Source organism: Amycolatopsis xylanica (genome assembly GCF_900107045.1).
Lineage (GTDB): Bacteria > Actinomycetota > Actinomycetes > Mycobacteriales > Pseudonocardiaceae > Amycolatopsis > Amycolatopsis xylanica.
On record NZ_FNON01000001.1, the window covers coordinates 430905 to 455158 of the forward strand.

The 24254-nt window shown below is 69.5% G+C and carries 24 protein-coding genes; 14 read left to right on the plus strand and 10 right to left on the minus strand.

Features of this window, described 5'->3' with window-relative positions:
* Window positions 1–210 precede the first annotated feature (210 nt).
* Window positions 211–558 carry an ArsC/Spx/MgsR family protein gene (locus BLV57_RS01770; protein ID WP_091285709.1) on the plus strand — a complete coding sequence of 116 codons (348 nt, stop codon included), beginning with the start codon at window positions 211–213 and terminating at the stop codon, window positions 556–558.
* On the opposite strand, the gene cysC is transcribed toward BLV57_RS01770, so the two are convergent.
* Window positions 535–2340 (minus strand): adenylyl-sulfate kinase, encoded by a 1806-nt coding sequence (cysC, locus tag BLV57_RS01775; RefSeq protein WP_091285710.1) that lies wholly within the window; start codon window positions 2338–2340, stop codon window positions 535–537. The genes BLV57_RS01770 and cysC overlap by 24 nt on opposite strands.
* Entirely contained in the window at window positions 2340–3236 is an 897-nt protein-coding gene (cysD, locus tag BLV57_RS01780) for a sulfate adenylyltransferase subunit CysD (RefSeq protein WP_091285712.1), read from the minus strand. The genes cysC and cysD overlap by 1 nt, the downstream gene beginning before the upstream one ends.
* 59 nt (window positions 3237–3295) lie before the next feature.
* Here cysD and BLV57_RS01785 point away from each other — a divergent pair, with 59 nt between their 5' ends.
* Window positions 3296–3751 (plus strand): nuclear transport factor 2 family protein, encoded by a 456-nt coding sequence (locus tag BLV57_RS01785; RefSeq protein WP_091285713.1) that lies wholly within the window; start codon window positions 3296–3298, stop codon window positions 3749–3751.
* Window positions 3752–3774: 23 nt separating this feature from the next.
* Entirely contained in the window at window positions 3775–4122 is a 348-nt protein-coding gene (locus BLV57_RS01790) for an MmcQ/YjbR family DNA-binding protein (RefSeq protein ID WP_091285716.1), read from the plus strand.
* 322 nt (window positions 4123–4444) lie between these two features.
* On the opposite strand, the gene BLV57_RS01795 is transcribed toward BLV57_RS01790, so the two are convergent.
* Window positions 4445–5299 carry an IclR family transcriptional regulator gene (locus tag BLV57_RS01795; protein ID WP_091285718.1) on the minus strand — a complete coding sequence of 285 codons (855 nt, stop codon included), beginning with the start codon at window positions 5297–5299 and terminating at the stop codon, window positions 4445–4447.
* A gap of 84 nt (window positions 5300–5383) precedes the next feature.
* On the opposite strand from BLV57_RS01795, the gene BLV57_RS01800 reads away from it, so the two are divergent.
* Genes BLV57_RS01800 through BLV57_RS01810 form a run of 3 tightly spaced genes read left to right on the plus strand, consistent with a single transcriptional unit; the run spans window position 5384 to window position 8484 of the window.
* Window positions 5384–6547 carry a hypothetical protein gene (locus tag BLV57_RS01800; RefSeq protein ID WP_091285719.1) on the plus strand — a complete coding sequence of 388 codons (1164 nt, stop codon included), beginning with the start codon at window positions 5384–5386 and terminating at the stop codon, window positions 6545–6547.
* Window positions 6547–7320, plus strand: coding sequence for an SDR family oxidoreductase (locus tag BLV57_RS01805; RefSeq protein ID WP_091285722.1), 774 nt, complete (start codon window positions 6547–6549; stop codon window positions 7318–7320). Before BLV57_RS01800 ends, BLV57_RS01805 begins: the two co-directional genes overlap by 1 nt.
* Window positions 7321–7323: 3 nt before the next feature.
* Window positions 7324–8484, plus strand: coding sequence for a sulfotransferase family protein (locus BLV57_RS01810; RefSeq protein ID WP_091285725.1), 1161 nt, complete (start codon window positions 7324–7326; stop codon window positions 8482–8484).
* Here the strand turns inward: BLV57_RS01810 and BLV57_RS42740 are convergent.
* Window positions 8426–8626 (minus strand): hypothetical protein, encoded by a 201-nt coding sequence (locus BLV57_RS42740; protein WP_143046949.1) that lies wholly within the window; start codon window positions 8624–8626, stop codon window positions 8426–8428. The genes BLV57_RS01810 and BLV57_RS42740 overlap by 59 nt on opposite strands.
* 105 nt (window positions 8627–8731) lie before the next feature.
* Between BLV57_RS42740 and BLV57_RS01815 the strand changes: the two genes are divergently transcribed.
* The 6 genes from BLV57_RS01815 (at window position 8732) to BLV57_RS01840 (ending at window position 13263) form a co-directional block, all read left to right on the plus strand.
* On the plus strand, window positions 8732–9451 hold the full coding sequence (locus tag BLV57_RS01815; protein ID WP_091285726.1) for an ABC transporter ATP-binding protein: 720 nt from the start codon (window positions 8732–8734) through the stop codon (window positions 9449–9451).
* Window positions 9448–10179 (plus strand): ABC transporter permease, encoded by a 732-nt coding sequence (locus tag BLV57_RS01820; protein WP_091285729.1) that lies wholly within the window; start codon window positions 9448–9450, stop codon window positions 10177–10179. The genes BLV57_RS01815 and BLV57_RS01820 overlap by 4 nt, the downstream gene beginning before the upstream one ends.
* On the plus strand, window positions 10176–10655 hold the full coding sequence (locus BLV57_RS01825; protein WP_091285732.1) for a COG1361 family protein: 480 nt from the start codon (window positions 10176–10178) through the stop codon (window positions 10653–10655). Before BLV57_RS01820 ends, BLV57_RS01825 begins: the two co-directional genes overlap by 4 nt.
* A gap of 20 nt (window positions 10656–10675) precedes the next feature.
* Window positions 10676–11359 carry a response regulator transcription factor gene (locus BLV57_RS01830; RefSeq protein WP_091285733.1) on the plus strand — a complete coding sequence of 228 codons (684 nt, stop codon included), beginning with the start codon at window positions 10676–10678 and terminating at the stop codon, window positions 11357–11359.
* A complete protein-coding gene (locus BLV57_RS01835) occupies window positions 11349–12518 on the plus strand; it encodes a sensor histidine kinase (protein WP_091285736.1) in 1170 nt (389 codons plus the stop codon). The genes BLV57_RS01830 and BLV57_RS01835 overlap by 11 nt, the downstream gene beginning before the upstream one ends.
* Before the next feature lie 88 nt (window positions 12519–12606).
* Window positions 12607–13263 carry a maleylpyruvate isomerase N-terminal domain-containing protein gene (locus tag BLV57_RS01840; protein WP_091285738.1) on the plus strand — a complete coding sequence of 219 codons (657 nt, stop codon included), beginning with the start codon at window positions 12607–12609 and terminating at the stop codon, window positions 13261–13263.
* Here BLV57_RS01840 and BLV57_RS01845 read toward each other — a convergent pair.
* The 6 genes from BLV57_RS01845 to BLV57_RS01870 all read right to left on the minus strand — a co-directional run bounded on the left by BLV57_RS01845 (window position 13253) and on the right by BLV57_RS01870 (window position 22722).
* Complete coding sequence (locus BLV57_RS01845) at window positions 13253–14170, minus strand: hypothetical protein (protein ID WP_143046950.1); 918 nt, start codon at window positions 14168–14170, stop codon at window positions 13253–13255. The genes BLV57_RS01840 and BLV57_RS01845 overlap by 11 nt on opposite strands.
* The gene (locus tag BLV57_RS01850; protein WP_091285743.1) at window positions 14157–17261 is read right to left on the minus strand and encodes an efflux RND transporter permease subunit; all 3105 of its coding nucleotides are present in this window, start codon (window positions 17259–17261) and stop codon (window positions 14157–14159) included. Before BLV57_RS01850 ends, BLV57_RS01845 begins: the two co-directional genes overlap by 14 nt.
* A gap of 16 nt (window positions 17262–17277) precedes the next feature.
* Window positions 17278–17715 (minus strand): RND family efflux transporter, encoded by a 438-nt coding sequence (locus BLV57_RS01855; RefSeq protein ID WP_091285748.1) that lies wholly within the window; start codon window positions 17713–17715, stop codon window positions 17278–17280.
* The gene (locus tag BLV57_RS01860) at window positions 17702–20650 is read right to left on the minus strand and encodes an efflux RND transporter permease subunit (RefSeq protein ID WP_091285751.1); all 2949 of its coding nucleotides are present in this window, start codon (window positions 20648–20650) and stop codon (window positions 17702–17704) included. The genes BLV57_RS01855 and BLV57_RS01860 overlap by 14 nt, the downstream gene beginning before the upstream one ends.
* Before the next feature lie 66 nt (window positions 20651–20716).
* Window positions 20717–21370: a response regulator gene (locus tag BLV57_RS01865; RefSeq protein WP_091285754.1), complete on the minus strand. Its 654-nt coding sequence runs from the start codon at window positions 21368–21370 to the stop codon at window positions 20717–20719.
* Window positions 21367–22722, minus strand: coding sequence for a sensor histidine kinase (locus tag BLV57_RS01870; protein ID WP_143046951.1), 1356 nt, complete (start codon window positions 22720–22722; stop codon window positions 21367–21369). Before BLV57_RS01870 ends, BLV57_RS01865 begins: the two co-directional genes overlap by 4 nt.
* Window positions 22723–22947: 225 nt before the next feature.
* Here BLV57_RS01870 and BLV57_RS01875 point away from each other — a divergent pair, with 225 nt between their 5' ends.
* Together BLV57_RS01875 and BLV57_RS01880 are read left to right on the plus strand one after the other, a co-directional pair.
* Entirely contained in the window at window positions 22948–23157 is a 210-nt protein-coding gene (locus BLV57_RS01875) for an antitoxin (RefSeq protein WP_091285760.1), read from the plus strand.
* A 32-nt stretch (window positions 23158–23189) separates the two neighbouring features.
* Window positions 23190–24137, plus strand: a complete 948-nt coding sequence (locus BLV57_RS01880) for a nucleoside hydrolase (RefSeq protein WP_091285763.1) — start codon at window positions 23190–23192, stop codon at window positions 24135–24137.
* The last annotated feature ends 117 nt before the right edge of the window (window positions 24138–24254 follow it).

Below are 24254 nucleotides of genomic sequence, written 5' to 3' on the forward strand. Positions count from 1 at the left end.
GCGTACCTGCGCCCGCCCCGCCCATCGCGGGGGCTGGGGTAGTCGATCGCGGCCGTTGCCCGTACCCGGTTGGACGACACGCGTACATAGACGGACGACGCGCGTGCACAGCTGGACGACACGCGTACGCGGATGGACGACACGACGGCGTTCGGGCCGGGTCGCTCCGGCCGGGCCGCTCGGGGTTTCGCCGAGTAAACTGCCCGGCTTATGGAGATCTGGATCAACCCGAGGTGCTCGAAGTGCCGGTCCGCGTTGTCGGTGCTCGACGCGGAGGAGGCCCAGTACACGGTCCGGTACTACCTCCAGGAGCCGCCGACGGTCGCGGAGCTCGAGGCCGTGCTGGACCGGCTCGGGCTGGAGCCGTGGGACATCACCCGGTTCGGCGAGACCGTCGCGGGCACGCTCGGGCTGAAGACGTGGCCGCGTGAGGACCGCGCGCGCTGGCTCGCGGTGCTGGCCGAGAACCCGATCCTGATCCAGCGGCCGATCATCACGGCCGACGACGCGGCGGTCATCGGGCGGTCCGAGGAGTCAGTGCGCTCCGTGCTGGACTAGCCGGAGCAGGGTGCCCGCCGGGTCGTCGACGGCGGGGCCGAGGACGACGTCCGGGCTGACCGGTGCTTCGTAGGGCGCGTTGATGCCGGTGAAGTCGCTGATCTCGCCTTTGCGTGCCTTCGCGTAGAGACCCTTGGGGTCGCGGGATTCGCAGACCTCGAGCGGGGTGTCGACGAAGACCTCCACAAAGGACAGTCCGGCTTCCTCGTGCGCACGGCGGATCTGGTCGCGGTCGGCTTGGTACGGGCTGATGAGCGACGCGATCGCCACGATCCCGGCGTCGGCGAAGAGCTTCGCGACCTCGCCGACGCGGCGGACGTTCTCGGCGCGGTCGGCCGCGCTGAAGCCGAGGTCGTTGTTGAGGCCGTGGCGCAGATTGTCGCCGTCGAGCAGGTACGCGGGCCTGCCTGCGGTGACGAGGCGGCGTTCGAGTTCCGCCGCGATGGTCGATTTACCGGACGCGGACAGGCCGGTAAGCCAGAGGGTCATGCCCCTGGTCGGCCTGTCGTTGCGGGTGACGGCGGTTTCGTGCCAGACGACGTTCGAGGCGACGCCGGTGATCATGCCGGCGGCGACCGTGTCGTGGGTGGTCTCGTCGATGAGGATGAAGCCGCCGGTGCCGCGGTTGCGGCGGTACGGGTCGAACTGCAGCGGGCGGCGCGTGCGCAGCCGGACGCGGCCGATCTCGTTGAGCGACAACGAGTTCGCGGTCTCGTCGCGGTGCAGGGTGGTCACGTTGAGCCGATAGTCGAGCTTGCGGACGGTCGCCTTGGTGCGGCTGGTGGTGTGCTGCAGCGAGTATTCGTGGCCCTCGGTCAGCGCCGACCGCTCGCCGAACCAGCAGAGCATCGCGTCGATGTCCTGGCTCGCCTGCGGCTGGTTCCCCGGGCGGCACAGCAGATCGCCGCGGCCGACGTCGAGTTCGTCGGCCAGTTCGACGGCGACGGCCTGCGGCGGGAACGCCTCGGCGATGGGTTTCCCGCCAGGGCCCCAGATCGCGCGGATCGTCGTCGTGAACCCGGCGACGCGCACCTCGTCGCCCGGCTTGAAGACGCCGCCCTGGATCGTCCCGGCGTAACCGCGGAAGTCAGGCTTGCGTATAACGTACTGTACAGGGAGGCGCGCGTCGATCAGGTTGCGATCGGAGGCGATGTGCACCTCTTCGAGCTGGTGGAGCAGGGAAGTGCCCTCGTACCACGGCATCGCGGCGCTGCGGTGCACCACGTTGTCGCCGAGCAGCGCCGACATCGGCACGAACGTCAGGTCGTGGACGTCGAGCTTCATGGCGAACCGGCGGAACTCCTCGTGGATCTCGACGAACCGTTCCTGGGACCAGTCCACGAGATCCATCTTGTTGACGCAGAGCACGAGGTGCCGGATGCCGAGCAGGCTCGCGAGGAACGCGTGCCGCCGCGACTGCTCGACGACACCCTTGCGCGCGTCGATGAGGATCAGCGCGAGGTCCGCCGTGGACGCGCCGGTGACCATGTTGCGGGTGTACTGCACGTGGCCCGGGGTGTCCGCGATGATGAACTTCCGTTTGGGCGTGGCGAAATACCGGTGCGCGACGTCGATCGTGATGCCCTGCTCGCGTTCGGCGCGCAGGCCGTCGGTGAGCAGCGCGAGGTTGGGGTAGTCCTCGCCGCGGTCGCGACTGGCGCGCTCGACGGCGGCCAGCTGGTCCTCGAACACGGTCTTGGAGTCGAAGAGCAGCCTGCCGATCAGGGTGGACTTGCCGTCGTCGACGCTCCCGGCGGTCGCGAGCCGCAGCAGCTGGGCCATCAGAAGTACCCTTCCTTCTTCCGGTCTTCCATGCCCGCCTCGGAAATCCGGTCGTCGGCCCTGGTCGCGCCGCGCTCGGTGACCCGGCTGGCCGCGGTCTCGGCGACGACCTCGGCCGCGGTCGCCGCGGTGGATTCCACGCACCCCGTGCACGTCGCGTCGCCGACGGTCCGGAAGCGCACGGTCGCCTCGTAGGGCTCCTCGCCGGGGCCGGGCGTCACGAACCGGGTGTGCGCGAGCAGCATGCCGTCGCGCTGGAAGACCTGGCGTTTGTGCGCGTAATAGATGCCGGGCAGCCGGATGTCCTCGGCCTCGATGTACTGCCAGATGTCGAGTTCGGTCCAGTTGGACAGCGGGAACACCCGGATGTGCTCGCCTTTGCGGTGCTGTCCATTGTAGAGCGACCAGAGTTCGGGGCGCTGCCGTCGCGGATCCCACTGGCCGTGCTCGTCGCGGAAACTGAACACTCGCTCCTTGGCACGCGCCTTCTCTTCGTCTCGCCTCGCGCCGCCGAAGACGGCGTCGAACCGATGCTCGCCGATCGCGCGCAGCAAGGTCGCCGTCTGCAACCGGTTCCGGCTCCCGCCGTCGTCGGTGACGCGCCCGGCGTCGATGTCGTCCTGGACTCGCGCCACCAAGAGCCGGGAATCTTGGGTGCGCGCGTCCCGGAACTCGATCACTTCGTCGAAGTTGTGCCCGGTGTCGACGTGCAGCAAGGGGAACGGGACCGCCGCGGGCCAGAACGCCTTGGCCGCCACGTGCAGCATGACGACCGAGTCCTTGCCGCCGGAGAACAACAGCACCGGCCGCTCGAAGGTCGCGGCGACCTCACGGAAGACGTGCACCGCCTCCGCTTCGAGCGTATCCAGATGGGAGAGCTCGTACGCTGTGGTCACGAGCGAAAAAACTAGAACAAGTTCTTGCGGTCGGTCAACCCCGCGAGGACGCTGTACCCATGGACCTGGTCGCCCTCGAAGAGCTCAAGCGGCTCAAGTACCGCTACCTCCGCTGCCTCGACCTGAAGCTGTGGGACGAGTTCGAAGCCACCCTCGCCCCCGACGCCACCGCCGACTACGGCGAGCACCTGCGGTTCGGCAGCCGCGCGGAGATAGTCAAGTTCATGCGCACCTGGCTGGAGTCGGACATCATCACCGTCCACCACTGCCATCACCCCGAGCTGGAGATCGACGGCTCGACGGCCACGGGCACCTGGTGCCTGGACGACACGATCATCGTCCCGGAGCACCGCGTGATGATCCGCGGCTCCGCGTTCTACGAGGACACCTACGTCCGCTCGGAGTCCGGCTGGCGGATCTCGCGCACCGGATACCTGCGGACCTACGAGTCGACGGTGTCGCTGGACGACATGCCGAGCTTCAAGCTGACGGCCAACCGCTGGGCTGCGGGTTAGCGCGTGCCGGAACAGAATGGGGCATGGAACCGCTGCGACGGCTGCGTGAGTTGTGCCTGGCGCTGCCCGAGGTGACCGAGCGGCTCAACCATGGCGAACCCGCGTGGGCCGTACGCGGGAAAACGCTGGTCACGTACTCGGAGCGCAAGCCGGAGGGCAGGGTCGGCTTCTGGTGCCCGGCGCGCCCCGGCGAACTCGAGGCGCTGGTCGCGGCGGAGCCGGAGCGCTTCTTCGAGCCGCCGTTCGGCGGGACCGGCTGGGTGGGCGTCTACCTGGACGTTCCGGCCGACTGGGCCGAGTTCGAGGAACTCATCACCGAGGCCTACCGCCTCATCGCGCCCCAGAAGCTGGTCGCCAAGCTGGGGTCGTGAGTGTTTTGGCCGGTTATTGAGGGGGAACGCAAAGGTGGCGTGACTGTCGGCTTGGGCTCGGGGGTCGTGAGTGGTACGGCCGGTTCTAACCGGCCTAAACACTCACGACCCCCGAGGGACCCGCCTCGCAGTCGGTGGGCTTGGGTCAGGGCCTCCCTCACCCGAACCCACCGAGTCAGGGCCTCCCTCACCCGAAATATCGGGTGAGGGAGGCCCTGACCACCTGCAACCGGGTGAGGAAGGCCCTCACCCAGCCGCATCGGGCACGCCACATTTGCCCTTCCCCTCAATAACCGCCCGCAACACTCACGACCCCGAAGTGTCAGCCGCCGACGGAGGCGGTGACTTTGGCGGCGACGTCGGTCAGGGCTTGGCCACGGCGGGCGATCTCGGCGCCCGTGATGGTCGTGCCGACCGACAGCGTGAGCACCAGCTCCTGGGCGCCCGTGGCGTTGAACGTCGGCGCTGCGATGAAGTTGACCGGCTGCTTCTTGCGGGGAGCCAAATCCTCGGCGAGGTAGAAGCGTTCGCCCAGGTTGGAGACCATCTGGCCGACCAGGTCCCGTACCTCGGCCGGCAGCTCGTACGCCGCGACCCCGGCCAGCAGCGAGTGCAGCCGCACGCCGGCCAGTGTCAGGCTTTCCACCAGGTACCCGCGCTCGCGGCATTCGGCGACGACCTGGCGCAGGCGGCCCCGGTTCAGCTTGACCGGCAGGGTCGGCGGCTTCGCGAGCCAGCGCTCGAACTCGGCGTCGGGGCCCCACAACACGTACATCAGGCCGACCGGGGGAGCGAACGGGTAACGCTGGCCTGCCACGCCGGGGCCGGTCCGTTCCAGCACCACGATCTGGTCGCCGACGACGGCCGATGCCGAGCAAACGCACGAGTAGCGCTCGGCCAGCTCCTCGAGTAGCGGCCGCGCCAGGCCTGCCGCGGTGAAGCCTTCCTGGGCAACGCGACCGGCCGTGATCAGGGCCGGGCCGAGGCCGTAGGTCTTGGTGACGGGGTCGCGCAGGAGGTAGCCGCCGTCCGTCATCGCCGTGAGGATGCCCAGGCAGGTCGGTTTGCTCAGGTCCAGCTCGCGCGCGAGCTGGGACAGGCCGAAGCGCCTGCCGCCCGCCGCGACCAGGTGATCGAGCACCTGGAGCACACGGGTCGTGGGCGGGGAAGTGCGCATTGACCACCACCTAGAACAGGTTCTACTCTCAGCGAACGCAAACTGTACCAGCCCGGTCCATATTTGTACCGCGAGGAGTCGCTTGTGCTCACGCAGCCGTTCGCCGACGCGATCGCCGAAGCCGAGAAGATCATCACCGAGGCGCCGCACATCCGCACCGAACAGGATCTGCTCGAGGGGTACGACTACCTCGCGGGCGGCATCCGCGCCTCGCTGCAGATGGCCTGGGCCTACGAGCGCGACTTCCCGTTCTTCACGCAGTCGACCGGGCCCTACACGAAAATGGGCCTCGACAACCCGGACACGCTGTACTTCAACGCCAACATCCGCGAGGACCGCGAATACCTGGTCACCGGCGTCCGCGGCACCACGGCCGACCTGAGTTTCCAGATCCTCAACGGTGACTACTCGCCGGTCGTGGTGCCGGACAGCCTGGCCGCTTTCGACGACCGGGCCATCGAGATCCGTGAGGACGGCACGTTCGAGATCCGGTTCGGGCCGGGAAAAGCCGGGCCGAACTACTTCACGCTCGGGCCGGGCGCCTCGATGCTCGTCGTCCGCGAGGTCTTCAGCGACTGGTCGGAACGCAAGGGCGAGATCACCATCCAGTGCGTCGACACCCGGGGCGGCGCGCCGAAACCGCTGAGCCGGGATGCCATGGCGAAACGCTATGGCGTCGCCGGGAAGATCCTGCTCAGCAGGCTGAAGACGTTCCTCGCCTTCCCGAAATGGTTCTACCTCGACCTGCCCGTCAACACGATGACCGAGCCGAGGCCGACGCCGGGCGGGCTCACCACGCAGTTCTCCTCCGCCGGGCACTACGACCTCACCGACGATCAGGTCATGATCGTCACCGTGCCGAACGCGGGCAAGGAAACCGCGCCGTACCAAGGGATCCAGCTCGGCAGCCCATGGTACGTGTCGCTGGACTACATCAACCGCCAGACCAGCCTCACCGCCGACCAGGCGCACACCGACCCGGACGGCAAGATCCGCTTCGTCATCAGCGAACGCGATCCCGGCGTCGCGAACTGGCTCGAACGCACCGGGCACGCCCACGGCTACGTCCAGATCCGCTGGCAACGGCTGACGCGGGACCTCAAACCCGACGACGGCCCCGAGGTCGAGATCGTCGATTTCGCCGATCTGCCCGCGAAACTGCCGTTCCACACCCCGATCACCCCCGAGGACTGGGCCGCGCGGATCGCCGCGCGCCAGGCCGCCGTCGCGCGAAGGATGCTGGGCTGATGCTCGAAGACAAGGTCGTCGTCGTGTCCGGGGTCGGTCCGGGGCTGGGCCGTTCGATCGCGCTGCGCGGCGCGCACGCGGGCGCGAACGTCGTGCTCGCCGCCCGCAACGAAGCCCGTCTCCACGAGGTCGCGAAGGAGGTCGACGCGCTCGGCCGCAAAGCGCTCGTGGTGCCGACCGATATCACCGACGACACGTCGGCCGCCGCGCTCCGCGAGGCCGCGCTCACCGGGTTCGGCAGGGTGGACGCGCTGGTCAACAATGCGTTCGCGATGCCGCCGATGGTCGATCTGCTCGAGATCGACCTCGAAGCCCTCAAAACCGCGCTGGACACCACGACGCTGGCCGCGCTCCGGCTGACCAGGCTGTTCGCGCCCGCGCTCGAGGACAGCGGCGGCGCGGTCGTGATGATCAACTCGATGGTGGTGCGCCATTCCCGGCGGACCTTCGGCGCGTACAAGATGGCGAAGGCGTCACTGCTCGCGATCTCCCAGAGCCTCGCGACCGAGCTCGGGCCGCGCGGGGTGCGCGTCAACTCGGTCGCGCCCGGGTACATCTGGGCGGACAACCTGAGGTGGTACTTCGCCTACCTGGCCAAGGAAAAAGGCGTCACGGCCGAGGAGATCTACGCCGAGACCGCCGCGACCATCGACCTGCGCAGGCTGCCCGAGCCCGACGAGGTCGCCGACGCGGTCCTGTTCCTCGCGTCGCCGCTCGCGCGGGCGATCACCGGTCAATGTCTCGACGTCAACGGCGGCGAATACCACCACTGAGGAGTGCTTGTGCAACGGGACAACGTCGGCACCGTCGCCGATCTGCACGCTTCGGCGACCAAGATCACCGGTCTCGAGGACTTCGGCGACGACGAGTATCTGGAAGGACTCGAAGTCCTGCTGGAGTCCTATGCCCGCGACGAGCAGCTGACGCCGCTGGGCAACCGGGTCCACCGGTCGTTCCTGCGCGGCGCGCTGGTGGCGCGGCTGCTCAGCGAAGCGGCCTGGCAGCGGCATCCCGAGCACGCGGACGTGCCGATCGAACGCCCGATCTTCGTCACCGGCCTGCCCCGCACCGGCACCACCGCGCTGCATCGCCTGCTCGCCGCCGATCCGGAGCACCAAGGCCTCGAGGTCTGGCTCGCCGAGGTCCCGCAGCCCCGCCCGCCGCGCGACAAGTGGGCGGCCGACCCGGTCTTCCAGCACATCCAAGCCGGGTACGAGCAGCACCACATCGACCATCCCGAGTTCATGGGCGTGCACCACATGTCCGCTGACCAGGTCGAGGAGTGCTGGCAGCTGCTGCGGCAGTCGATGAAGTCCGTGTCCTACGAATGCCTCGCGCACCTGCCGACCTACGCCCAGTGGCTCGACGGCCAGGACTGGACCGGCGCCTACCGGCGGCACCGCCGGAACCTGCAGCTCATCGGCCTGCCCGACGCGGGGAAAAGCTGGGTGCTGAAGAACCCGAGTCATCTGTTCGCGCTCGACGCGCTGCTCGAGGTGTATCCCGACGCGCTGATCGTGCAGACCCATCGCGAACCGAGCACGATCATCGCCTCGGTCTGCAGCCTGACCGAGCAGGCGTCGGCCGGCTGGTCCGAGCGGTTCCGCGGCTCGGTCGTCGGCCGGGATCAGGTGGACACCTGGGCACGTGGGCTGGATCGATTCACCGCCGAACGGGCCCGCCACGATCAGTCACAGTTCTTCGATGTCGACTACCGGGAGTTCGTCGCGGACCCGCTGGGCACGGCGGCGGGGGTCTACCGTCATTTCGGCTTGCCGCTCAGTGAGCGGGCCGAGGGGGCGATGCGGCGTCTGCACGAGCAGAGCACCTCGGGTCAGGCCAAGCCGGCGCACCGGTACTCGCTCGCCGACTTCGGGCTCACGAGTTCAGGTGTGGCTGCCCGCTTCGCGGGGTATCCGGTCTCGGGCGGTCGTTGACCACCATGTTGTAGACGTCGGTCACCTGGCCGCGCAGCCGCGCGACCGCTGACCGCATGTTCGCGGCGATCTCATCCGGGTCGACCTGATCCACGTCACCCTCGGGCGCGTGCCTGCCGACCGGTGTTTCCTCCTCAGGCACGTTCGCTTGCTACCCCGATCGGGCGAGAACGAAACCCATCCCTTGGAGTGGCCGGCGTCACTCCGTCTTATCGTTCTCACATCCGTCAGGTGTGCACTGCCTGACATGGGAGTCGTCACGCTGAGAGCGACCGGCCTGACCAAGCGCTACGGCGCCAGGACCGCTGTCGAAGACTTGAGTTTCACGGCGCACGAGGGTGAGATCGTCGGCCTGCTCGGCCCCAACGGAGCGGGCAAGACGACCACCATCCGGCTGCTCACCACCATCCTCACCGCGACGAGCGGCGAATTCACGGTGGCGGGCGAGAGCGCGCCCGCCGAGATCAGGCGGCGGGTGGGCGTGCTGCCGGAGAGCGCGGGCTATCCGGCGATCCAGACCGGCCGGGAGTACCTCCGCTATCACGCGCGGCTGTTCGGGATCGAGCGCTCGGCCGCGGGCGCGGTGGCCGACCGGCTGCTCGCCGAGGTGGGCATGGCCGACCGGGGGCGCACCCGGATCTCGGGCTACAGCCGGGGCATGCGCCAACGCCTGGGCATCGCGCGGGCGCTGGTGAACGAGCCGGTCGTGCTCTTCCTCGACGAGCCGACGCTCGGCCTCGATCCGGCAGGCCAGGCGCAGGTGCTCACGCTGGTGCGCGAGGTCGCGGCGCGGCGCGGCACGACGGTCGTGCTCAGCACGCACACGTTGCACGAGGTCGAAGAGATCTGCACCAGCGTGCTGATCCTCAACCGCGGCAAGGTGCTGGTGGCGGGGACGCCCCGGGAGATCGCCGAATCCGCCGGGGTGGACCGCCTCAGCGACGCCTTCCTGGCGATGACCCGATGATCGTCGCGGGGCAGGAACTCCGGGACCTGTGGCTGAGCGGGCGGGCGCCGACGCTGCTGTTCGGGTTCAGCCTGCTGGTCAGCGCGATCACCTACTTCACGGCGATCGACCAGACGCTCAACTTCCTGGAGCAACGCGAAGCCGTCACGTTCACCCTGCAGATCGCGGTCGGTGTCGGCGTGCTGATGACGCTCGTGGTGAGCGCGGACGCCCTCAGCGGCGAACGCGAACGCGGGACACTGGAAAGCCTGCTGCTCACGCCCGTTTCGCGCCGGGCGATCGTGGCCGGGAAGTTCGTGGCCGCGCTTTCGGTCTGGTTCGGTGCGTATCTGGTGACGATTCCGTACATCTGGGTGCTCGGGCACGGGATTTCGGTGGTGCGAGCGGCTTTGACGCGGGGCCTGCTCGTCGGGACGCTGGTGGCCGTGGCGCTGTCGCTGCTCGCCTTGCTGATCAGCGCGAAGACCAACAGCAACAAGGCGAGTCTCGCGATCAGCCTCTTCCTGCTGCTGGCCCTGTTCGCGCCGACGCAGCTGCCCGGCGGCACACCCAAGGGCTGGTTCTTCGACGTGCTGCTCCGCGCCAACCCGGTCGCGTCCGGACTGCACTACCTGACCACCGGCGCGGCCCGTGACCTCAACTACCTGATCTCGCCGGTGGCCGTGATCGTGCTCGCCGGCGGCTGGCTGCTCGTCCGCGGCCCGCGGCTCGTGAGGTTGTTCGCATGAAAACACTGTTGCTACTGCTGTTGCTGAGCACTTCGGACGTCACCTTCGACCGGCCGAACGCGGCGATCTCCGTCGGTGAGCGGATCACGCTCACCAGCACGGTCACCAACTCCGGCCAGGAGCCGACGCCGTTGCGGCTCGCGCACCTGAACATCGTGAGCCTGACGCCGAGTGTCTATGTCGACCCCGAGGACTGGTCGTCGGATCGCACGCAGGAGATCGAACCGCTGGAGCCCGGCGAGTCGGTCAAGCTGACTTGGCCGATCCAGGCCGTCAGCGCCGGGACGTTCGACGTCTACACCGTGCTGCTGCCGACGTCGCCGGGTCCGCTCACGGTCAGCCCGGCCGTGCGGGTCGACGTCGCGGGCAGGCGGGCGCTGGACGCGGGCGGCGCGTTGCCGGTGGTGCTCGCCGTGCCGCTGGCGCTCGGCCTCGGTGCGGGTGCTTTCCGGTATCGGCTGCGGAAAAACCGCTGATCAGCGCCTAACATCGAGAGGTGACCGTGAGCGCGCGGGTCCTGGTCGTCGAAGACGAGCGCACACTGGCCGACGCGCTCGCGGACGGCCTGAGACAGGACGGTTTCGCCGTCGAGACGACCGGCGACGGCCTTCTCGCGCTCGATCTGGGCCTGAACCGGCGCTACGACCTGATCGTGCTCGACCTGATGCTGCCGGGGCTCGGCGGGCTGGACCTGTGCGCCCGGCTGCGGCGGGCCGGTGTCGGCACCCCGGTGCTGGTGCTCACGGCCCGGACCGGCGAGACCGATCAGGTCCAGGCGCTCACCATCGGCGCCGACGACTTCCTGCCCAAGCCGTTCTCCTACCGCGTGCTCGTCGCGCGGTCGCGGGCGCTGCTGCGGCGGGCGGGCCCGCGCGGGGTGCTGACCGCGGGCGACCTCGTGCTCGACCGGCCCGCGATGCGCTGCCGTCGCGGCACGGCCGAGATCGAGCTGACGCCGCGCGAGTTCAGCCTGCTGGAGTTGCTGATGACGAGGCCGGGCCAGGTGGTGACCAGGCGGTTCGCGCTCGACGAGGTCTGGGACCACGCGCTCGCCGAGGAGACCAACGTGCTCGAGGTGTACATCGGGTACCTGCGGCGCAAGGTCGATCAGCCGTTCGGGCGCCGCGCGATCGGCACCGTGCGCGGTATCGGCTACCGGCTCGATCCCGATGGCGGGTAAGGCTTTCCGCGAACGCGTGGGCACGGTCCGGGTCCGGCTGACCGTGCTGGTGGTGCTCGTGGCCGGGCTGGGCCTGCTCGCGGGCGGCGCGGTCGTGGTGACGCTCGTGCGCCAGAGCCTGACCGCCACCGCGGAAGACCAGGCGACACAACGGGCCCACGACGTGGCCGCGTCGCCCGGCCTGCCCGGGATACCGCGCGGCCCGGCACTGGTGCAGGTCGTGCTCGGCGGCCGGGTGCTCGCGTCAAGCCCGGAACTCGCGGGCAGGCCGCCACTGCTCACCGGCCCGGTCGCCCGCCCGGTGGTGCTGATGGATCCGGGCATCAGCGAGGACCACGACTACACCGTCGCTGGCGTCGCGGCAGGCGAGTTCACGGTGTACGCGGCGAGTTCGCTCGACCCGGCAGCCGAGGCCGTCGACGCGACGACCACGGCGCTGTCCATCGCGGCCCCGGTCCTGTTCGCGCTGCTCGCCTGGCTGACCTGGATGCTCGTCGGCCGCTCGATGGCACGCGAGCGGGAGGCCAAGGCGCGGCAGGACCGCTTCGTCGCGGACGCCGCGCACGAGCTGCGCAGCCCGGTCGCGAGCATGCTCACGCGGCTGGAGGTCGGCCTCGCGCACCCGGACCGCACCGACTGGGTCTCGCTCGCGCGGGACACCCATCGCGAGGCGGCCAGGCTGGGCGAGGTGACCGGCGACCTGCTCGCACTGTCCGCAGTGGACGGTCGGCCGGTGGACGTCGACCTGGACGAGCTGGTGCTCGCGGAGGTCGAGGCGCTCCGTGCTCGTGGCCGGGTCTCGGTGGAGCTGTCGCCGTTCGAAGCCTTGCGGCTGAAGGGAAATCCCGGCGAGCTGCGCCGTGTGGTGCGCAACCTGCTGGACAACGCGGAGCGGCACGCGGCCGCCCGTGTCGTCGTCGGGTTGTCGCTCGCGGAGGGGTGGGCCTTGCTGGCCGTGTCCGACGATGGTGCGGGAATTCCGGTGGAGGAACGGGAAAGGGTGTTCGATCGGTTCTATCGGCTGCAGCCCGCGCGTGACCGGGACAGCGGGGGTGCTGGGCTGGGGCTGGCGATCGTGCGGGAGGTCGCGGTCGCGCATGGGGGAGAGGCCTGGGTCGCCGGTGCCTCGGAGGTCCGGGTGCGCTTGCCGCGGTCGTGAGTGTTCCGGCCGGTTCTAACCGGTCTAAACACTCACGAGTCCCGGAAACTTGGTCGCTCCAAGGGCCGCGTGCTGCTAGCGTCCCGCTGTGGATCTCTTCTCGCGCTCGTGGAACGCGTTGCTCAAGGCCGTCGCCGATCTCTCCGATGAGGACTTCACCCAGCCGTCGGGCTGTGTGGGCTGGCTTGTCCAGGACCTCGTCTGCCACTTGGTGATCGACGCTCAGGACGTCCTGATCACGCTGGCGACCCCCGCCGAAACCGAACCGACCCGCAACGCCGTGACCTACTGGGCGGTCAGCGACAACCCGCCGATCGGCGACGATCCGCTCGACGAGCTGGTCGTCCGGCTGGCCGCCGCCTACCAGGAACCGAGGCTGCTCAAGTTCCACCTCGACGACGTCGGCTCCGCGGCTGGCCGGGCGGCCGAACTCGCCGACCCGGGGATGCGCGTCGGGACGCAGGGCTTCGTGCTCACCGCGGGCGACTACCTCTCCGCGTACGTGCTCGAGTGGACCCTCCACCACCTCGACCTCATCGCGCACCTCGACGATCGGACCGAACCGCCCGCCGAGTCCATGGCCAAGACCCGCTCGATCATCGAGCGGCTCGCGGGCGCGGAGTTCCCGGCGTCGTTCTCCGACAAGGACGTGCTGCTGGTCGGCACCGGACGGCGGGCGGCGAGCGACGCGGAGCTGGCCGAGCTGGGTGACTTGGCCGCGAAGCTGCCGCTGTTCATCGGCTGAGCGGTTCCGACTGGCGGTAGATCGGGTGGGTGTCGCGCCCGTGCTTGTCGAGCTTTTCGGCTTCCTTGTTGGCTTTCTCAAGCTCTTGAGGACTCAGCGTGGTCCGCTCGACGAGCACGAGCGTCTCGCCTTCAGGGTCGCCGATCGCTCCGACCTGCACGTTGCCGACGCCGGGCATGTAGTACTTCCGCTGCACGCCGCTGTCCGGCACCAGCGGGCTCCGCTCGTCGACCACGCGGACCCCGTCGTAGCACCCCAGCGGCACGCACACCCGCTGATCCGCTTGGACATCCTTGGCGCAGTCGAGGAACTCGACGTCGGGTGACGAGCCCTGCAACACCTCGGGACCGCCGATCTGGATCTTCGCGGGCACCTGGACGCCGGCGTCCGCGTGGGACAGTCCGGCGAGCCAGGTGCTGGGCGCGCCGGTGAACTTGCCCTTGTCGTACTCCTCGGGGTACTCGCCGAAGTTCCATACGTTGCCGTCGTTGTCTTGCGCGAAGAAGGCGAGCTCGGCCTCGGCGACGGTCTTCTTGTTGGTGTCGACGTCCCAGGTGACCACGTTGCGGACGCCGTTGATCACCTTGGTCAGGCCGGTGACGGTGAACGTGATCCGGTGCGGCAGCACGCCGCCGCCCCGGTTCGCGCGGCCTTCCAGCACCATCCGGCTGCCGGGGGTCAGCGGCATCCACTTGCCGTCGATCTTCGCGGGATCCTTGAAATCGTCCTGCTTCAACGGCGGGATCTTGACCGGGTCGCAGGTCGGCACGGCCACGGGGGGCGGCGGTGGCGGGGTGGAACTCGTGCTCGCCGGTGGCTTGGCCACCGGGGACGGCGGCGCCGTGGGTGCTTCCGCCGTCGCGCACGCGGCGAGCGTGAAGACCGCGAGCAGGCTAAACAGACGCATCGGAACTCCTCGACTTGCCGAACTTCAGGTACAGCGGTGGCAGCACGAACAGGTTGACCACGGTCGCGGTCACCAGGCCGCCGACGATCACCACGGCCATCGGATGCTCGATCTCGTGCCCGGGGATGTCACCCGCGATCACCAGCGGCAGCACGGCGAGCCCGGTGGCGAGCGCGGTCATCACGATCGGCCGGAGCCGTTCCTTCGCGCCGCGCACGATGAGCGCGGGCCCGAACGTCTCGCCTTCCGATTCCTCGAGGTGGTGGTAGTGGCTGATCAGCATGATCCCGTTGCGCGCGGCGATGCCGAACACCGTGAACAGCCCGACCAGCGCGCCGAGTGAGACGATCCCGCCGAGGAACAGCGCGGCGAGGATCCCGCCGACCACCGCCACCGGCAGCGCGACGAAAGCCAGTCCCGCCATCCGCCAGCTGCGGAACGCGGCGTGCAGCAGCAAGAGGATCACGATCCCCGCGCCGATCGCGACGAGCAGGATCTGGTTCTGCGCGGACTGCCGTTCCTGGTAGTCGCCGAGCAGTTCCGCGTGATACCCGCGCGGGTACTCGACGCCGCGCAGCTTCTGCTCGATGTCGCCGACGACCGCGCCGAGATCGCGGCCTGCCACGTTGGCCACCACGTCCAGCCGCCGCGCGGTGTTCTCGTGCTTGATGCCGTTGGGCACCGGCACGACGCTGATGTCCGCCACGTCCTTCAACGCGACCTGCGTACCGGAAGGCGTGTCCAGCAGGAGGTTCTGCACATCGGTGACGCTTTGGCGGGTCGACGGCTTCGACCACACCTGCACGTCGTAGGTCTTGCCACCGCGGTAGATGTCGCCGACCTCTTCGCCCGCCATCAGCACGCCGGCCGCCCGGCGCACGTCACCCGGTTTGAGCCCGTACTTCTGCGCGTTGTCGAGGTTGACCACGACCTGCAGCTGTGGCTCGTCCTGCTGCAGCTCCAGCTTCACGTCGGCGGCGCCGGGCACGGACGAGATCGCGTTCTGCACCTCTTCCGCCTTGGCGTGCAAGGTTTGCAGGTCGTCGCCGAAGATCCGCACGGTGACCGGATAGCTCGACCCGGTGAGCACCTCCTCGATCCGCTCCGCGAGATAGGTCTCGACGTTGCGGAACAGGCCGGGGTAATGGTTGACGACTTCTTTGATCGCCTCGAGCGTGCTGTCATAGTCGACGCCGGGGTCGATGCTGATCCAGTTCTCGCCGAAGTCGACGCCGACGATCTCCTCGGCCAGGAACGCCTGCCCGATATGGGAGCCGAAATTGCGCACCCCGGGGATCGCGCGCAGTTCCTTGCTCAGCGATTCCACGATCCGGCGTTCTTCGGTCAGCGAGGTGCCGGGTTTGGTCACCCAGTGGATGAGGAAGCCGCGTTCCTTGAATTCCGGGAACAGCGACTGCCCGAGGAACGGCAGCACGGCCACACAGGCGATCACCAGCACGCCGACGGCGGCGAAAGCGCGGCGAGGCTTCACAAGCACGCGCCCGAGCACCGCGGCGTAGCGCGGCTGCAGCCAGCGGACGATCGGGGATTCACGACGGTCCAGCTTGGCCTTGCGCAACAGGATCAGGCACAGTGCGGGTGTCACGGTCAGCGCGACGGTCATCGACGCGAGGATCGCGAGCGCGTAGGCCAGCGCGAGCGGCCGGAAGAACGACCCGGACAACCCCGGCAGCAGGATGATCGGGGCCACCGCGGCCACCTCGATGGCGGTCGCGTAGACGATCGCCTTGCGCACCTCGATCGACGCTTCGAGTATCACCCGCGCGGTCGACTGGCCGGGCGGCTTCTGTTTCAAGCGCCGGAAAACGTTCTCGACGTCGACGATCGCGTCGTCCACGACGTCGCCGAGCGCGATCACCAGCCCGGCCAGGATCATGGTGTTGATCGTGTAGCCCTGGGCGTCGAGGATCAGCCCGACGGTGACCACCGAGAGCGGGATCGCGATCACGCTGATCAGCGCCGTGCGCCAGTTCCAGAGGAACAGCAGCAGCATGAGCATCATCAGCAGCGCGCCGATGATCATCGACCTGGTCAGGTTGCCCAGCGCCGACTCGATGAACGTGGCAGGCCGGAAGATGGTCGTGTCGATGTCGAGCCCCGGCAGCCCCGGCCGCAGCTCGTCGATGGCCTGCTCCACGCCCTTGTCGATGTCGAGCGCGTTGCCCCACGGGAACTTCTCGACGACCAGCATCAGCCCGGTGCCGTCGTTGATCACCGCGTCGCCGATGAGCGGCGGATGGTCGCGGACCACGTCGGCGATGTCGCCCATCCGGATCGGCCCGCCGGTCGCGCGTTCGATCGGCACCTCGGCCAGATCCTTCGTGCTCACGATCGGCGGCAGGTTCTGCAGCCCGAGCCGCTGGTTCGGGGTGTCGACGAACCCGCCGGTCCCGACGACCGCGCCGTCGGTGAATTGCAGCAGCCCGGAGTCCACCGAGTTCGACGTCGCCTCCATCACCTGCGTGAGGGTGACCCCGTTGTCCCGCAAGCGTTTCGGGTCGACCTGGATCTGCTGCAGGTCCAGCCGCTCACCCCAGATCGCCACGTTCGCGACCCCCGGAACCCGCAGCAGCCGGGACCGGATCGTCCAGTAGGCGATGTTCGACATCTCCAGCGGATCGACGGTCGACGAGCTGACCCCGATATGCATCGCGCGGCTCGTCGCGGACAGCGGCGGCCGGATCGCCGGGGGAGCGGCCCACGTCGGCAGCTGGTGCTGCACGGTGCCGAGCCGTTCGGAGACCAGCTGCTGCGCCTGGAGCACGTCGGTGCCCTGGGTGAAGATCATTTCGATCGACGAGACCCCGGACACCGACTTGGAGCGGATCGTCTCCAGCCCCGCGATCCCGTTGAACGCCTGCTCCAGCGGCACGGTGACCAGGCTCTCCACCTCGGTGGTGTTGAGGCCGACACACAGCGTCTGCACCTCCACGCGCGGCGGCGCGAACTCGGGGAACACGTCGACCGGCGACCGCTTCAGCTCGACCGAGCCGAAGAACAGCAGCACCCCGGCCAGCGCGAGCACCAGGAACCGGCCTTTGAGACTGGAACCGACAATCCACCGCAACATGGAGCGACTCCCCGCGTTATTCGCCGACCTCGAACTCCGCACCGAACAACTCGGGCGCCCCGACCGTCACGACCTTCGTGCCCGCCGCCGGGCCGTCGGTCAGCACGACCTTGTCGCCTGCGATGGTGTCGACCGTGACCTTGACCCGCACGAAGACCAGCTCCGACGGGTTCCCGTACGCGTAGGTCTCGCCTTTCGCGTCGTAGAGCAGTGCCGAATACGGCATGACCTTGCGCTGGACGCCCGAGACGGCCTCCTCGGCGATCGCGCCCGTCTGCAGGCCGATCCGTTCCGCCGCTTCGGCTTTCAGCGTCACCCTGCTGATGCCTTCGACGCCGGAGGGCTCGAGTGTCGCGGGCTCGTCACCGGTGGCGGGCGCCGCTTCGCCCGCGGCGCAGGCGGTGAGGGCGATCCCCGCCGCCGCGAGGAGCGCGGCGAGCTTACTGGTGCGCATCTTCGGTTCCCTCCTTGGTCGCTGCGGGGGTCAGTGCGGGCACCACGAACGTGGTCAGCAGCAGTGAGGTGATCAGGCCGCCGAGTACGGCGATCGCCATCGGATGGATGATCTCCAGTCCCGCGGCCGGTCCGAAGAACAGCGCGGGCAGGAAGAACAGGCCCACGGCCAGGTGCACGCCCAGGTTGTCGCGCGCGAGCGTGCCGCGCGCCGCGATCCCGAACACCAGCAGCAACCCGGCCACCGAACCCAGCGACAGCTCCCCGTTCACCAGCCACGTGGTGAGCACGCCGCCTGCGAGCGCGAACGGCAGCGCGAAGAACGTGGCCGTGGCGAGCCGCCAGCTCGAGAAAGCCTGCTGCAGCACCAGGAACACACCGATCAGCGCGGCGATCGAAATCGCCAGCACGCGCCAGTTGTCGGACTGTTCGCGCGCGCGGTCGCCGAGCACGGCCGCGTGGTACTCCAGCGGGAACGCCACGTTCTTGATCTTGCTTTCGACATCGGCCGACACCGAGCCGACGGACCGGCCCGACACCGAGGCGGTGATGTCGACGCGCCGGGACACGTCCTCCCGCTTGATGACCGTCGGCTTGGACCCGACCTTCACGTCGGCCACGTCGCCGAGCCGGACCCGGGTGCCCGCCGGTGATTCGATGGTGAGGTCGCGGACGCCGGACAGGCTGTGCTTGGCGTCGGGCGTGCCGCGCACGATGACCTCGAAGATCTTCTGGCCCTCGTACAGGCTGCCGACCTCGGTGCCGTTGACCAGCGTGGCCGCCGCGCGCCGGACGTCACCCGGCTTGATGCCGAACTTCTGCGCGGCCGTGAGGTTGACCTCGACCAGCATGGTCGGCTCTTCCGCCTCGGTCTCGATGCGCGGCTTGACCACGCCTTCGACACCGGAGACCAGCTTGAGCACTTCGGCGGCTTTTCCTTGCAGCACAGCGGGATCCTGGCCGTAGAGGCGCACGGTGAGGTCCTTGCTCGCGGTGCCGAGCAGCTCGGCCGACCGGCGCTTGTCGTAGGTCAGCACGTCGCTCTTGATGCCGGGGTAGCCCGCGATCGCGCGCTTGACCTCGCCGAGCGCCAGGTCGTAGTCCGCGCCGGTGTCGAGGGTGACCCACAGCTGGCTGGAGCCGGTGCCGACGACCTGGTCGGCGAGCATCGCCCGGCCGATCTGGGTGGCCACGTTCTTGACGCCGCCGATCCGGCTCAGCTCGTCACTCGCCCGCGCGGTGATGCGGTTCATCTCCGGCAGCGAGGTGCCGGGCGGGGCGTCGAACTGCACCAGCAGGTCGGGGTCTTTCGCCGACGGCAGCAGCGATCGGTTCAGCAGCGGCGTCAGCGCGAGCGTCGCGAGGACCACCACGAACGCGGCGATCACGATCCGCCGTGGGTGGGCGAAAGCGCCCGCCGGGAACCGGGGTTCCCGGCGGACACTCGCGCCGCGGGAGAGCAGGAGTGCGGACAGCGCCGGGGTGACCGTGAGCGCGGCGACGAGCGAAGCGAGCACGGCGAGCCCGTAAGCGAGCGCGAGCGGCTGGTAGAACTCGCGAGCCTGGCCGCCGAGGAAGAACACGGGCACCACGACCAGCAGCGAGATCGCGGTCGTGAACAGCGCCGGGCGGCGGGCCGCGGTGAACGCGTCGACGAGCCCCGTGCCCCGCCGTGCCGCGTGGAGATCGGCGAGCACGTCGCCGACGACGAACCCGACCGCGGTCACCAGCCCGGCGACGGTCATCAGGTTGATCGTCGCGCCGGTCAGCCCGAGCACGAGCGCCGCCGCGCCCAGCGAGACCGCGATCGACACCGCCGCCACGAGCGCCGCGCGCCACGAAAGGACCAGGACGAGCACGAGCAGCATCAGCACGCCGCCGATGAGGAGCCAGAGCCCGACGTTGCCCATGGCCGACTCGAGGAAGGTCGCGGGCCGGAACACGCCGGTGTCCACGTCGATGCCGCGCAGGCCGGGCGCGAGGTCGCTCATCGCCTTGTCGAGGCCCTCGGTGACGGCCAGCGTGTCGGCGCCGGGGAACTTCTCGACCACCAGCATCAGGCTGGGCTTGCCGTGGTTGGCCGAGTCGCCGATGAGCGGCTGGTGGTCCTTGACCACGGTGGTCACGTCACCGAGGCGCACGATCCGGTTCGGAGTGTCTTCGACGGTCACCTTCGCCAGGTCCTCGGCCGAGACGATCGGCGACACGTGCTGGATGCCGAGCCGCTGGTTGGCCGTGTCGAAGAAGCCGCCGGTGCCCGGCGTCGAAGCCTCCAAATAGGACAGTGGGGACACCCACATCGCGTTGCCGGTGGTCTGCAGCACCTGCGCGAGCGAGACATCGTTGGCCGCCAGGCGTTTCGGGTCGACCTGGACCTGCAGCTGCTGGTCGCGCTGGCCCCAGATGGCCACGTTCGCGACGCCCGGCACGCCCATCAGCCGGGGTTTGACCGTCCAGCGCGCGAGCACGGAGGTGTCGATCAGGGAGAGCTCTTTCGGGGTCAGGCCGATCATCAGCACCCGGCTCGACGACGACAGCGGCTCGAGCATGATCGGCGGCTTGGACACGTTCGGCAGCGCTTTCGCCTGCGTGATGCGCTCCTGCACCACCTGGCGCGCGCGGAGCGGGTCGGTGCCCGGCTCGAAGACCAGGGTGAGCGAGGACAGGCCCGGCACCGATTCGGAGCGGATGGTGTCCAGCCAGGCGACCCCGTTGAGGAGGTCGGCCTCGAGCGGCACGGTGATGAGCTGTTCGACCTCGGCGGCGGAGAGGCCGAGCGCCTCGGTCTGCACCTCGACCGAGGTGGGGGAGAACTCCGGCAGCACGTCGACCGCCGCGTCCCGGATCCGCACGAACCCGAAGAGCAGCACGGCGACCGCGCCGAGCAGCACCAGCAGCCTGAGCCGCACGCTCTGTCCGACGATCCAACGCGTCATGGCAGGTGCTCCCTCCGCAGACGTCCGCGCGGCCATTGTCGGAATCCGGCGTGGCCGCCCGCATCGTCAAAATTGAGGAAGACCGGCCTGCTGCGCCTCATGGGCGATCGCGACGGCGGCGAGCTGCGAGCGCACGTCGAGTTTCGTGAGTATCGAACGGATCTGGGCCCGCACGGTGGCCAGCGAGACGGTGAACTCCGCCGCGACGGCCGCCGCCGACCGGCCCGCGGCGAGCCGGTCGAGCACCTGGCGTTCACGGGCGCTGAGCCTGCCCAGCCGCTGCACGAGTAGCCGCCGCTCGTCTTGGAAGGCTTGGTGCAGCAGGATCAGCTCCGCGCGCGCGGCCCTCGACAGCACTTCCCGCCCGGCGGCGGCGTCGACGATGACCGCGAGCAGCCGTTCGAACGACTCGGCCTTGCTGACCCAGCCGAGCGCGCCCAGCGCGACGGCCTCGGCGATGGAGGTCCGGTCCCGGCACGCGGTGACGATCAGCACCGCCCAGCCGCCGGCGCGCAGCGGTTCGATGAGCCGGAGCCCGCTCGGCGCGTTCTCGCCGAGGTCGAGGTCGAGCAGCACCAGTCCCGGTTCGTGCCTGCCGACGGCACGCAGGATCGAGTCGTCGACCGGGATCCGCCGCGCGTCGATGCCCTGCGCGGTGAGCGCCACCACCAGCGCGGTGCTGATCAGCGGGTGGTCGTCGACCACCAGTACCCCGGTCATGCGGTCTGGCGCAGCCGCGGCGCCGGAATGTCCACAGTGGCCGGTACCGCGACGGTGACCACGCAGCCGCGCTCGCCGCCGCCGATCCGCAGTGAGCCGCCGTGCTCGGCCAGCAGCCGCTCGCACACCGTGAGCCCGATGCCCATGCCCGCCGACCGATGGCCCGCACGCGGGCCGGGCCCGTTGTCGGCGACCGTGATCGTCACGGATTCACCTTCGTGCCAGGCGCTGATCCGGACGTCGCTGCCCGGCGCGTGCCGGGCGCAGTTCGCCAGCAGGTTGGTGATGACCTGCGCCAGCGCGTGCGCCGGCATGTCGGCGCGCAGGCCTGCGGGCACGTCGAGGTCGATCCGTTCGCCGTGCGCGGTCCGCAGCGCGGCGAGCCTGGTCAGCAGCGGATGCAGCCGGGTGGCGCCGGTCGCGGCGGCGGAACCGTCGCCGAGCAGCTCCCGCATCCGGTCCAGCTCGGCCTGCACGGCGGAGGCGAGCGCGGCGCGTTCGGCGCGCCCCAGCGTTTCCGCGTCGGCGCACAGCAGGTGGCTGACCCCGGACAGTCCGGAAAGGACATTGCGGATCTCGTGCTCGCGCACGGCCGCCTCCGAGGCCGACCGGCCTGCCGCCCGCAGCGTGACGATCGCGGGTTTCGCCAGCACCAGCAACACGATCAGCAGGCCGAGCAGTCGCAGCCCGGCGAATTCGAGCGCGGGGGAGGAGAAGGTGGACGTGCCGGTGAAGCCCTCCAGATGCGCGACCGCGATCAGCGAGAGCCCGATGCCGACGCGCCAGGTCTGCGGCTGGTGCCGCCGCGCGCCGACCATCACGAACCCGGTGGCGACCGCCCACCAGCCGCCGATGATGACCCGCTGGGCGAGCGCGGGCGCGGCGGGCACGCCGTCCGCCAGCGCGTCGGCCATGCCGACGACCAGCACCGCGCCGCCGAGCAGCACCGACCAGCGGAGCCGGTGCCGCAGGCGCAGCGCGTCGGCCATCAGCACGAGGAAGCACCCGGCCGCGACGAACCGGGCGATCTCGCCGGTGCCCGGCTCGGTGACGATGCCCGCCGGGATCATCACCAGCCCGTAGAACCCCAGTGGCACGGCGAGCCTGCGGTGGGAAAGGCGAGGTGATTCCGGGCTCGCGGCCGCCACCACGGCGACCGCCGTCGCGGTGCCAGCCGCGGCGAGCGCGAGCACGACGAAGATGTCGTAGGCGGCATGATCGAGCGTGAGATGGTCCCAGCGGTCGAACTGCCAGAGCGCGAGTGCCACGACGGCCAGCACCGCGCCGGTTTCCGTGATGGCGGGCAGCCACCATCTCCTCGTATCCGCCACCAGCGCGCTGTTCACCGGCATCAGGCCCACCCCTCCGTGCCCTGTGATCTGGGTGTCGAACAGGACGGCGACGCTGTTACCGGAAATGGCTCTGGTTATGCAACGGAAACCTGAAAAGCGCTTGGCCGATAGTCGGAAATTGTCTTTCCCAGGCATGGCTCGGTTTGGAATCGCGGACGCACGGGAACTTCGGGGCTGCCGCGCACGTTGTGCTGGCAAGAGGGATCGGACGAAAGGGGATGGGACATGCCGTCGCTCAAGAAGCTCGCCGCGCTCGCGGGCACCGCCGCCGCGGTCCGCAGTTACGCGAAGAAGAACCCGGAAAAGGTCAACAAAATCGCGGGCCAGGCCGCGGAATTCGTCGACAAGCGGACCAAGGGCAAGTACCACGGCCAGATCGGCGGGGTGCTGCAGAAGGTGCGCAACGCCACCGACCCGGGCCCCGCGCCGCAGTAGCCGGGTGATGCCCTCGCGCCGAGAATGGGCGCATGGGCATCCCTGTGGTACTCGACTGCGATCCGGGGCACGACGACGCCATCGCGATCATGCTGGCCGCCGCCGACCCGGCGCTGGACCTGCTGGCCATCACGACCGTCGCGGGCAACCAGACGCTCGAGAAGACCACGCTGAACGCGCGGCGGGTGTGCACGGTCGCGGGGATCACCGGCGTCCCGATCGCGGCGGGCTGCGCGCGCCCGCTCGCGGGCCCGCTGCGGGTGGCGCAGGACGTGCACGGCGAGTCCGGGCTGGACGGCCCGGCGTTCGGCGCGCCCTCGGTCGGCGTGGTGGACGGGCACGCGGTCGACCTCATGCACCGGCTGCTGGCCGAGCGGCCGGTGACGCTCGTGCCGACCGGTCCGCTGACCAACATCGCCACACTGCTGACCAGATATCCGGGCGACGCCGCCCGGATCACCGAGATCGTCCTCATGGGTGGTTCCACCGAGCGGGGCAACACCACGCCGTACGCGGAGTTCAACATCTTCGCCGACCCGGAGGCCGCCGCGCTCGTCTTCGGCAGCGGGGTCCCGGTCACCATGTGCGGGCTGAACGTCACGCACCAGGCGCTGGTCACGCCGGAGGTGGTCGCGGGCTTCGAGGCGCTCGGCACCGAGCTCGGGCGGTTGTGCGCCGAGCTGATGACCTTCTTCGGCGCTACTTACCGTGAGCTGTTCGGCTTCCCGGCGCCGCCGCTGCACGACCCGGTCGCGGTCGCGCGGGTGATCGATCCGGCGCTGGTGCCCTGCGTCGAGGCGCATGTCGCGATCGAAACGGCCGGTACGCACACTCGCGGGGCGACCGTGGTCGACCTCGACGGCAGGCTGGGCCTGGCGCCGAACGCGCGGGTCGCGGTCGGCCTTGACGCCGAACGGTTCTTCGGCCGGGTGCTCGCCGCGGTCAGCTCATTGTCCACAGTGGACTCAACGCCGCGCTGAGCATGGTTTCCCGGCGCTGCGCGACGCGAGTAGTTCGTTAACCCTTGACACGGCCGTTACTTCGGCACCACCCTGTTGACGCTGTATTGAAACGATTCATTACCGTCTGAGGGGAAC

What these genes read in the sequence shown, in the direction of transcription:
- BLV57_RS01825 (WP_091285732.1), top strand. Translation starts at nt 10,176, where the DNA reads ATGAAAACACTGTTGCTACTGCTGTTGCTGAGCACTTCGGACGTCACC.
- BLV57_RS01785 (WP_091285713.1), top strand. Translation starts at nt 3,296, where the DNA reads ATGGACCTGGTCGCCCTCGAAGAGCTCAAGCGGCTCAAGTACCGCTAC.
- BLV57_RS01855 (WP_091285748.1), bottom strand. Translation starts at nt 17,715, where the DNA reads ATGCGCACCAGTAAGCTCGCCGCGCTCCTCGCGGCGGCGGGGATCGCC.
- BLV57_RS01850 (WP_091285743.1), bottom strand. Translation starts at nt 17,261, where the DNA reads ATGTTGCGGTGGATTGTCGGTTCCAGTCTCAAAGGCCGGTTCCTGGTG.
- BLV57_RS01870 (WP_143046951.1), bottom strand. Translation starts at nt 22,722, where the DNA reads ATGCCGGTGAACAGCGCGCTGGTGGCGGATACGAGGAGATGGTGGCTG.
- BLV57_RS01880 (WP_091285763.1), top strand. Translation starts at nt 23,190, where the DNA reads ATGGGCATCCCTGTGGTACTCGACTGCGATCCGGGGCACGACGACGCC.
- BLV57_RS01845 (WP_143046950.1), bottom strand. Translation starts at nt 14,170, where the DNA reads ATGCGTCTGTTTAGCCTGCTCGCGGTCTTCACGCTCGCCGCGTGCGCG.
- BLV57_RS01795 (WP_091285718.1), bottom strand. Translation starts at nt 5,299, where the DNA reads ATGCGCACTTCCCCGCCCACGACCCGTGTGCTCCAGGTGCTCGATCAC.
- BLV57_RS01770 (WP_091285709.1), top strand. Translation starts at nt 211, where the DNA reads ATGGAGATCTGGATCAACCCGAGGTGCTCGAAGTGCCGGTCCGCGTTG.
- cysC (WP_091285710.1), bottom strand. Translation starts at nt 2,340, where the DNA reads ATGGCCCAGCTGCTGCGGCTCGCGACCGCCGGGAGCGTCGACGACGGC.
- BLV57_RS01865 (WP_091285754.1), bottom strand. Translation starts at nt 21,370, where the DNA reads ATGACCGGGGTACTGGTGGTCGACGACCACCCGCTGATCAGCACCGCG.
- BLV57_RS01805 (WP_091285722.1), top strand. Translation starts at nt 6,547, where the DNA reads ATGCTCGAAGACAAGGTCGTCGTCGTGTCCGGGGTCGGTCCGGGGCTG.
- BLV57_RS01860 (WP_091285751.1), bottom strand. Translation starts at nt 20,650, where the DNA reads ATGACGCGTTGGATCGTCGGACAGAGCGTGCGGCTCAGGCTGCTGGTG.
- BLV57_RS01790 (WP_091285716.1), top strand. Translation starts at nt 3,775, where the DNA reads ATGGAACCGCTGCGACGGCTGCGTGAGTTGTGCCTGGCGCTGCCCGAG.
- BLV57_RS01835 (WP_091285736.1), top strand. Translation starts at nt 11,349, where the DNA reads ATGGCGGGTAAGGCTTTCCGCGAACGCGTGGGCACGGTCCGGGTCCGG.
- BLV57_RS01875 (WP_091285760.1), top strand. Translation starts at nt 22,948, where the DNA reads ATGCCGTCGCTCAAGAAGCTCGCCGCGCTCGCGGGCACCGCCGCCGCG.
- BLV57_RS01820 (WP_091285729.1), top strand. Translation starts at nt 9,448, where the DNA reads ATGATCGTCGCGGGGCAGGAACTCCGGGACCTGTGGCTGAGCGGGCGG.
- BLV57_RS01815 (WP_091285726.1), top strand. Translation starts at nt 8,732, where the DNA reads ATGGGAGTCGTCACGCTGAGAGCGACCGGCCTGACCAAGCGCTACGGC.